General features: G+C 69.2%; 9 protein-coding genes. 3 read left to right on the forward strand and 6 right to left on the reverse strand.

Going from position 1 to position 8,219, the window contains the following annotated elements:
* Window positions 1–143 precede the first annotated feature (143 nt).
* The 5 genes from ACWFR3_RS46015 to ACWFR3_RS46035 all read right to left on the reverse strand — a co-directional run bounded on the left by ACWFR3_RS46015 (window position 144) and on the right by ACWFR3_RS46035 (window position 4,566).
* Entirely contained in the window at window positions 144–971 is an 828-nt protein-coding gene (locus ACWFR3_RS46015) for an ATP-binding cassette domain-containing protein (RefSeq protein ID WP_453740703.1), read from the reverse strand.
* Window positions 968–2,038 (reverse strand): ABC transporter permease, encoded by a 1,071-nt coding sequence (locus tag ACWFR3_RS46020; protein ID WP_453740704.1) that lies wholly within the window; start codon window positions 2,036–2,038, stop codon window positions 968–970. The genes ACWFR3_RS46015 and ACWFR3_RS46020 overlap by 4 nt, the downstream gene beginning before the upstream one ends.
* Entirely contained in the window at window positions 2,035–3,048 is a 1,014-nt protein-coding gene (locus ACWFR3_RS46025) for a sugar ABC transporter substrate-binding protein (RefSeq protein WP_453740705.1), read from the reverse strand. Before ACWFR3_RS46025 ends, ACWFR3_RS46020 begins: the two co-directional genes overlap by 4 nt.
* Before the next feature lie 95 nt (window positions 3,049–3,143).
* Window positions 3,144–4,136, reverse strand: coding sequence for a sugar ABC transporter substrate-binding protein (locus ACWFR3_RS46030; protein ID WP_453740706.1), 993 nt, complete (start codon window positions 4,134–4,136; stop codon window positions 3,144–3,146).
* Between the two features lie 256 nt (window positions 4,137–4,392).
* On the reverse strand, window positions 4,393–4,566 hold the full coding sequence (locus ACWFR3_RS46035) for a CsbD family protein (protein ID WP_453740707.1): 174 nt from the start codon (window positions 4,564–4,566) through the stop codon (window positions 4,393–4,395).
* 218 nt (window positions 4,567–4,784) lie between these two features.
* Between ACWFR3_RS46035 and ACWFR3_RS46040 the strand changes: the two genes are divergently transcribed.
* Both ACWFR3_RS46040 and ACWFR3_RS46045 read left to right on the forward strand, forming a co-directional pair.
* Window positions 4,785–4,955, forward strand: a complete 171-nt coding sequence (locus ACWFR3_RS46040) for a hydrophobic protein (RefSeq protein ID WP_365863272.1) — start codon at window positions 4,785–4,787, stop codon at window positions 4,953–4,955.
* 254 nt (window positions 4,956–5,209) lie between these two features.
* Window positions 5,210–6,076 carry a SigB/SigF/SigG family RNA polymerase sigma factor gene (locus tag ACWFR3_RS46045; protein WP_453740708.1) on the forward strand — a complete coding sequence of 289 codons (867 nt, stop codon included), beginning with the start codon at window positions 5,210–5,212 and terminating at the stop codon, window positions 6,074–6,076.
* Between the two features lie 24 nt (window positions 6,077–6,100).
* Here ACWFR3_RS46045 and ACWFR3_RS46050 read toward each other — a convergent pair whose 3' ends face one another.
* On the reverse strand, window positions 6,101–6,850 hold the full coding sequence (locus ACWFR3_RS46050; protein WP_453740710.1) for a GntR family transcriptional regulator: 750 nt from the start codon (window positions 6,848–6,850) through the stop codon (window positions 6,101–6,103).
* Window positions 6,851–6,977: 127 nt separating this feature from the next.
* Here ACWFR3_RS46050 and ACWFR3_RS46055 point away from each other — a divergent pair, with 127 nt between their 5' ends.
* Complete coding sequence (locus ACWFR3_RS46055; protein WP_453740709.1) at window positions 6,978–7,997, forward strand: Gfo/Idh/MocA family protein; 1,020 nt, start codon at window positions 6,978–6,980, stop codon at window positions 7,995–7,997.
* The last annotated feature ends 222 nt before the right edge of the window (window positions 7,998–8,219 follow it).

Here is an 8,219-nt window from a genome sequence, read left to right on the forward strand (position 1 = left end):
GGGCCCCCCCGCCGGGGGGGGGCCCACGTCCCCCCCAACCCCCACACCCCCCCCAGCGGCGTCCCGGGGCCGGCCGGGCGGCGGCGACTGCGGCTTTTTGGGGGCTGAGCGCGCAGTTCCCCGCGCCCCTGACGGGGCCTTGATCAGCGCTTCTCCAGTTCGTGACGGAGATCATCCAGCTCGGAGCCGCCCGCCATCTGGCGGGTCAGCTCATCGAGGGTCACCTCGTCCCGCGCATAGCTGCCGAACATCGTGCCGCGCTTCAGGAGGACGAAGCGGTTGCCGACGAGGTAGGCGTGGTGCGGATTGTGGGTGATCAGGACCACTCCGAGGCCCGCGTCCCGCGCCGCGGCGACGTACTTGAGGACGACGCCCGACTGCTTGACGCCAAGCGCCGCCGTCGGCTCGTCGAGGACCAGGACCTTGGCGCCGAAGTACACGGCGCGGGCGATCGCCACGCACTGGCGCTCACCGCCCGACAGGGTGCCGATGGGCTGGTCGACGTCGCGCAGGTCGATGCCCATGCGCAGGAGCTCCGCGCGGGTCGTCTCGCGCATGAGGTCGACGTCCAGGCGCTTGAAAGGGCCCGCGCCCTTCGTCGGCTCGGAGCCGAGGAAGAAGTTGCGCCAGACCGGCATCAGCGGGACCACCGCGAGGTCCTGGTAGACCGTGGCGATGCCCCGGTCCAGGGCCTCGCGCGGCGAGCTCAGCTTCGCGTCCTCGCCATCGATGCGGAACTCCCCCGCGTCGTGCCGGTGCAACCCCGCGATGATCTTGATGAGGGTCGACTTGCCCGCGCCGTTGTCGCCGAGGACGCAGGAGATCTCGCCCGCGTGGACCTCCAGGGAGACCCCTTCGAGGGCGCGGATGTTGCCGTAGTACTTACTGACGTCGTCGAGCTCGACGAGCGGCGTGCGGTCGGGGTCGGGGCCCGGCACCGCGTCGGTGACGTCAATCGAGTCGGTGGTCACTTCGTCGCCTCCGCGCGCTTGCGGACCCAGTGGTTGAGCAGGGTCGCCAGGAGCAGCATCACTCCGAGGAAGAACTTGAACCAGTCCGGGTTCCACTCGGCGAACACGATGCCCTTGCTGACCATGCCGAAGATGAGGGCACCCACGGCCGCGCCGACCGCGGAGCCGTATCCGCCGGTGATCAGACAGCCGCCGATGACGGCCGCGATGATGTAGATCAGTTCGTTGCCGACGCCCTCGCCGGACTGGACGACGTCGTACGAGAAGAGCAGGTGCTGGCCGGAGACCCAGGCGCCGAAGGCGACGCCCATGTAGAGGCCGATCTTGGTCGCGGCGACCGGGACACCGACCGCGCGGGCCGCGTCCTCGCCGCCGCCGACCGCGAAGATCCAGTTGCCGACGCGGGTGCGGAGCAGGACCCAGGTGGCGACCACGATCAGGCCGAGCCACCAGAGAATCGTGATCTTGAAGTCGACGCCGCCGATGGTCAGCGTCGAGGCGAAGACGTCCTTGGCGGAGGTGAAGCCCTCCACGTCGGCGATCGACTTCGTGGAGACCGTGCCGCTGATCAGCTTGGTGAAGCCGAGGTTCATGCCGGTCAGCATCAGGAACGTGCCGAGCGTGATGATGAAGCTCGGCGGGTCGGTGCGCGTCAGCATCACGCCGTTGAAGACGCCGATCGCGAGGGTCACGACGAGCGAGACGAGCACGCCCACCCAGACGTTCGCCGTCATCTGGTAGCTGAACATCGACGAGATCAGCGCGGAGGTCGTCACCATGACGCCCGCCGACAGGTCGAACTCGCCGCCGATCATCAGGAGCGCCACCGGCACCGCCATGATGCCGAGCGTCGATGCCGCGTAGAGCACCGTGGCCAGGCTGGTGGCCTGCAGGAAGCTGTCCGCCGCTACCGCGAAGAAGATGAAGACGGCGATGGCGCCGACGACGGAGCCGAGCTCGGGGCGGCCCATCAGCTTCTTCAGCGGCGAGGCCTTCAGGAGGCGCTCGTCCGTCTTGGTGCCCGGAGAGCCCGGGGACGGCGCGGGCGCCGGGGCTGTGGCGGTCATCGGGTCCCTCGCTTCGCGTAATCCTCCAGCTCGTCGGCCTGGTCCTTGGTGACGATCTGCGGTCCGGTGAGGACCGGCTTGCCGCCGCCGAGCACATCGGCGTTGTACTTGTAGAGCCAGAGCAGGTCCACGGCCTCGTAGCCCTGGAGGTAGGGCTGCTGGTCGACGGCGAAGCCGAGATCGCCGTTCTTCAGGCCCGCCGCGACCTTCTCGTTCAGGTCGAAGGTGTCGACCTCGGCCTCGCTGCCCGCGCTGTCGGCGGCCTTCACGGCGGTGTCCGCGAAGGGCGCGCCGAGCGTGACGACCGAGTCGATGGACTTGTCGGACTGGAGCCTGGCCTCGATGGAGGACTGCACGTCGGGCATGTTCGTGCCGGTCACGTACAGGTTCTGCATCTTGCCGTCGAAGGTCTTCTTGGCGCCCTCGCAGCGCTGCTCGTGCCCGACGTTGCCCTGCTCGTGCAGGATGCAGAGCGCCTTCTTCTTGCCGCGCTTGTTGAGCTCGTCGCCGACGGCCTCGCCCGCGATCGTCTCGTCCTGGCCGATGTGGGTGAGCGCGCCGAACGCCTTGGACTCCGCGGAGCCCGAGTTCACGGTGATCACCGGGATGCCGGCCTTCTTGGCACGGGCCAGGGCGCCCTTCATCGCGTCGGGCTTGGCGAGGGTGACGATGATGCCGTCGACCTTCTTGTCGATGTACGAGTCCACGAGCTGGGCCTGCTGCTGGGCCTCGTCGTCGTGGGCGTAGAGGAACTTGATGTTGTCCTTGCGGGCGGCCTGTTCGGCGCCGCTCTGGACGATGTCCCAGAACGTGTCGCCGTCACCCGAGTGGGTCACCATTCCGAACGTCCAGTTCGGCGTGTTCACCGCGGCCTTGCCCTGTGCCGTTGCCGCCTTGCGTGCGTCCTCGGCGCGCTTGCCGCCGGTGCTGCTGCACCCCGCGAGGGATACCCCGAGCACCGCGACCAGCACGGCGCCCACCGCACGTACCCCTGTCTGAACCCTTGCCACGACGCCGTGCCCTTCTAGCTCTGCTCTTCGGTGAGGCCGGTCCGGATCCCCGGCCCCAGCGGCCCAAGTATCGACCACGCGGATCACGCATGTGTTCATCGGGTACCGCGGGCGGTGTACTTCTCCAGCTCGGGCACGTCCTTCTCGGTGACGATCGCGGGTCCGGTGAGGACGGGCTTGCCGCCGCCCAGGACGTTCGCGTTGGTCTTGTAGAGCCACAGTTCGTCGATGGCGAGGTAGCCCTGGAGGTAGGGCTGCTGGTCGACGGCGAAGCCGACCTCCTTGGCCTTGAGGCGCTTGACGACCTCGGCGTTGAGGTCGAACGTGTCGACCTCCGCCTTGCTGCCGGAGTCCTCCTTGGCCTTCACCGAGTAGGCGGCAATCGGGGCGCCGAGCGTGACGACGGAGTCGATGTCCTTGGTGGCCTGGAGCTTCGCACTGATGGAGGACTGGGAGCCGGGCGCGTCGGTGCCCTGGACGTTGAGATTCTCGACCGAGCCCTCGAAGGTCTTCTTCACGCCCGTGCAGCGCTGCTCGAGGGAGACGTTTCCCTGTTCGTGGATGACGCAGAGCGCCTTCTTCTTGCCGCGTTTGTTGAGCTCGTCGCCCACGGCCTCGCCCGCCACGGACTCGTCCTGCCCGATGTGGCTCAGCGCGCCGAACCCGGCGGAGAACTCGCCGCCCGAGTTGATCGTGACGACCGGTATCCCGGCGTCCTCGGCCTTGCCGAGGACCGCCTTCATCGCCTCGGGCTTGGCCAGGGTGACGACGATGCCGTCGACCTTCTTGTCGATCGCGGACTGGACGAGTTCGGCCTGGCCCTTGGCCTCTTTGTCGGCGGAGTAGAGGAACTCGACGTTGTCCTTGCGGGCGGCCTGTTTGGCGCCGCTCTGGACGATGTCCCAGAAGGTGTCGCCCTCACCCGAGTGGGTGATCATCGCGATCTTGAGGCGGGGCGTGTTCACGCCCTTGCCGCCTCCCCCGCCGTCATCTGACTTGTCCTCGTCGTCCTTGCCGCCGGAACTGCTGCACCCGGCCGCGAGCGCGATCACCGCAATGAGAGCTGCTGCCGTGCGAGCTGTACGCATGGTGGGACTACGCATGGTGGGACCACCTCTTCTCCCGGCCGCCCGAGTGCGGCTGGGGGAGTTCTAGCGGCGGGCGCGCGGCAGCGTCAATGGATTTGTCAGAACATTCTGACGACCGTTGGCGAGTTGGTATCGGAGGGCGTTACCAGGCACGGGGCTCGGCACCGGAAGGCGCACAACGCCGTTGGGGCGGCCCCGAAGGCGGGGCCGCCCCAACGATCATGCGTGGTGCCGCGGTGCCGTACCGCAGCGGTGGTCAGTGCTTGCCGATGTCCTTAGTCTTTTCCTTGGCCTGGCGTGCGTCGCCCTTTGCCTGCTGGGCGCGGCCTTCGGCGGTGAGGCGTTCGTTGCCCACGGCACGTCCGGCGGCCTCCTTGGCGGCACCGGTGACCTGCTCGACCTTCGCCTTGCCCTTCTCGTTGGCGGCCATAACCGCTCACGCTCCTTCGGCGTCGACATCATGTGCTGCCCCTCCGGTTAGCCGATCAGCCGCCGCGCAAACATCGTCGGCGCGACGCATGGCCGGGGCGGAACGGGGCACTCCACGACGGCGCAGGCACGTGCCCTGCGACTTGTGAAAGAAACACGCCTTTTGTGTATTTATGTGAGCACCTCAAGGGCACACGGTGGCCAGGAGGTTGATAGCAAATGGTTCCCCTGCTCGTAGTTCTGCTTCTGGCCCTGCTCCTCTTCGGTGCGGGCTTCGCGCTCAAGGCGCTGTGGTGGGTCGCGGTCATCTTGCTCGTGGTGTGGCTTCTCGGCTTCGTGATCCGACCCGCCGCGAGCGGCGGCCGCAAGGGCCGCTGGTACCGGTGGTGAAGCGTTTATGAGCGCGACCTGGTGAGGCGTTCATGAGCGCGACCTAGAGCGGCACGGCGCCACGGGCAGTGGCGTGCGTGCTCGAGGGGTGGGCCCGGCCTGGGACGGCCGGACCCACCCCTCCTTTTTGCCCCTTTTCAACACCTCACCCGCCCCGGTCGCCCCAGTCGCAAGTCTGTACGTGTGGGCAGCGATTGGCGGGGTACAGGGTGGGCTGCGGAGCGAAGAGCCGAACTGAAGAAGGAGAAGGACGCATGATCACCGCGGCGCAGGAGCAGACGCAGGAAACGGCCGACCAGGCCGGGGAAGACCTCGTTGAGCGGGCGTACACGGACCCCTCCTCCATCGCGCCGAAGGACGCGCGGGAGGTCGGCAAGCGTTTCTTCGACCGCCTGACTCAGCTCGAAGAAGGCACGCACGAGTACCAGTACGTACGCAACGCCCTGATCGAGATGAACCTCTCCCTCGTGCAGTACGCGGCCTCCCGGTTCAGGCACCGCGGCCCGCAGGAGATGGAAGACATCATCCAGGTCGGCACCATTGGTCTGATCAAGGCCATCGACCGGTTCGAGCTGACCCGCGAAGTCGAGTTCACCTCCTTCGCCGTCCCCTACATCACCGGTGAGATCAAGCGGTTCTTCCGCGACACCTCGTGGGCCGTGCATGTGCCCCGCCGACTGCAGGAAGCCCGCATCGAACTGTCCAAGGCCACCGAGGAGTTGCGCACCCGCCTGGGCCGCCTGCCCTCCACGGCCGAACTCGCGGAACTGATGCAGCTGAAGCCCTCCGAGGTGGCCGAGGCGCAGAAGGCCGCCAACGGCTACAACGCCGTTTCGCTGAACGCGGCGGTCAACGGAGCCGACGACGAGTCCGACACGATGCTCGCCGACTTCATCGGGGTCGACGAGCAGTCCTTCGAGCTCGTGGAGAACTTCCACAGCCTGGCCCCGCTGATCGCGGACCTCGGCGAACGGGACCGCACCCTCATCCATCTCCGCTTCGTGGAGGAGCGGACGCAGCAGCAGATCGCCGACGAACTGGGCTGCTCGCAGATGCACGTCTCCCGGCTCATCACCCGCATCGTGAGCAAGCTCCGCGCGGGCCTGCTGGCCACGGACTGATCCCCGGGGGCCTTCGTACGCGTTCTAGGGCCGAACGAGGAGCTGGAACTCGAAGGAGTAGCGCGAGGCCCGGTAGATGTGCGAGCCGAACTCGACCGCGCGGCCCGTGTCGTCGAAGGTCGTGCGCTGCATCGTGAGCAGCGGGGCGCCCGCGGGCTCGCCGAGCCGTTCGCCCTCGTCGGCGGTGGCGGCGCGGGCGCCGACGGACTGGCGCGCGCTGTGCAGCGTGATGCTCGCGGCGCGCATCAGACGGTAGAGGCCGGTGGCCTCCAGGCGCGGCGTTTCGAGGTCGAGGAGCCCGGCGGGGAGTCGGTTGCGCAGAAACGCCATCGGCTCCCCGTGGGCGAGACGGAGCCGCTCGACGAGGTGCACCTCGTCGCCCTCCGCGACGCCGAGCGCGGCGGCGACCTCGGCGGAGGCGGGCTCGACGGTGTTGCGCAGCACCCGGGTCTCGGGGCGCTGGCCCGCCGCCTCCAGATCGTCGTAGAGGCTGCTGAGCTCAAGGGGGCGCTTGACCTGGCTGTGCACGACCTGGGTACCGACGCCCCTGCGGCGTACGAGCAGCCCCTTGTCGACGAGCGACTGGATGGCCTGGCGGACGGTGGGCCGGGAGAGCCCGAGCCGCCCCGCCAGCTCGATCTCGTTGCCGAGCAGGGTCCCCGGCGTCAGAGCGCCGCGCTCGATCGCCGCCTCCAGCTGCTGGGACAGCTGGAAGTACAGCGGGACCGGGCTGCTGCGGTCGACACCGAGCTGGAGCGAGACGGTCGGGTCCACGGCTGGTTTGGCGGCTGATTTGGGCACATGGGGAGCGTAGTCGCAGGGAATGATGACGGGAAGTTCTGAAGTTCTGTTGTCCGGACAAAGGATTGACAGGATCGCGGGGTGTGGCAAGGGTGGGGGCATGCGCATCGGACTGATCGGAACGGGCCGTATCGGCACATTTCACTCGACGGCTCTCCAGCGGCATCCCGAGGTGGACGCGCTGGTCGTCGCCGATGCCGATGTCGGGCGCGCGGCCGGGCTCGCGGCGCGGATCGGCGCGTCCTCGGCGTCTTCGGTGGACGACATCTTCACGGGGAGCGGCCGGTCGGGGCCGGTGGACGCGGTGGTGATCACGGCGGCGACCTCCGCGCACGCCGAGCTGATCGGCAAGGCGGCGCGGGCGGGCCTGCCGGTCTTCTGCGAGAAGCCCATCGCCCTCGATCTGCCCGGCACGCTCACCGCACTCGGAGAGGTCGAGGCCGCGGGCACGGTGCTCCAGCTCGGCTTCCAGCGGCGATTCGACTCGGGATACGTGGCGGCGCGCGAGGCCGTGCGGTCGGGACGGCTCGGGCGGCTGCACACGGTCCGGGCGATGACCTCCGACCCGGCGCCGCCCCCGGCCGCGTACCTCCCGCTCTCCGGCGGCCTCTACCGCGACTGCCTGGTCCACGACTTCGACATGGTGCGCTGGGTGACGGGGCGCGAGGTGACCGAGGTGTACGCGAACGGCTCGGACGCCGGGCCCGCGATGTTCCGCGAGGCGGACGACGTGGACACGGCCGCGGCGGTCCTCACCCTCGACGACGGCACGCTCGTCACGGCGACGGCCACGCGGTGCAACGGCGCGGGTTATGACGTCCGGATGGAACTGGCGGGCGAGGAGGACCAGATCGCGGTCGGCTTCGACGACCGCACGCCCCTGTCGTCCGTGGAACCCTCGGGCCCGCCGCCTCCGGAGAAGCCGTGGCCAGGCTTCCTGGAGCGGTTCGCTCCCGCGTACGAGGCGGAACTCGCGGCGTTCGTCGACGTCGTACGCGGCGAACGGGTGAACCCGTGCGACGGCCGCGAAGCGCTGCAAGCCCTGCGGGTCGCCGAGGCGTGTGAACTGTCGCGACGGGAGCGGCGTCCGGTGCGGGTGTCGGAGATCGCCGGGGGCTGAGGGGAGCAGACTCCCCGGGGCGGGGTGCTGCTCCCCCGTCCGGCTGGGCGGACGGGCGGCTGCTTCCCCGTCCGGCTCTGGGCGGGCGGCCAGGTGCGCGGGCGGACGGACGGGCGGACGGACGGCCAGGCGGACGGACGGCCAGGCGGACGGGCGGCCAGATGGGCGGCCAGCCGGGCAGGCGGACGGCCAGCCGGGCAGGCGGGCGGGCAGGCGGACGCG

Source organism: Streptomyces sp. NPDC055189, from assembly GCF_053606765.1.

Bases quoted from the DNA above. Each gene is read 5' to 3' on its own strand.
- ACWFR3_RS46035 (WP_453740707.1), bottom strand. From the start codon at position 4,566: ATGGCCGCCAACGAGAAGGGCAAGGCGAAGGTCGAGCAGGTCACCGGT.
- ACWFR3_RS46045 (WP_453740708.1), top strand. From the start codon at position 5,210: ATGATCACCGCGGCGCAGGAGCAGACGCAGGAAACGGCCGACCAGGCC.
- ACWFR3_RS46030 (WP_453740706.1), bottom strand. From the start codon at position 4,136: ATGCGTACAGCTCGCACGGCAGCAGCTCTCATTGCGGTGATCGCGCTC.
- ACWFR3_RS46055 (WP_453740709.1), top strand. From the start codon at position 6,978: ATGCGCATCGGACTGATCGGAACGGGCCGTATCGGCACATTTCACTCG.
- ACWFR3_RS46040 (WP_365863272.1), top strand. From the start codon at position 4,785: ATGGTTCCCCTGCTCGTAGTTCTGCTTCTGGCCCTGCTCCTCTTCGGT.
- ACWFR3_RS46020 (WP_453740704.1), bottom strand. From the start codon at position 2,038: ATGACCGCCACAGCCCCGGCGCCCGCGCCGTCCCCGGGCTCTCCGGGC.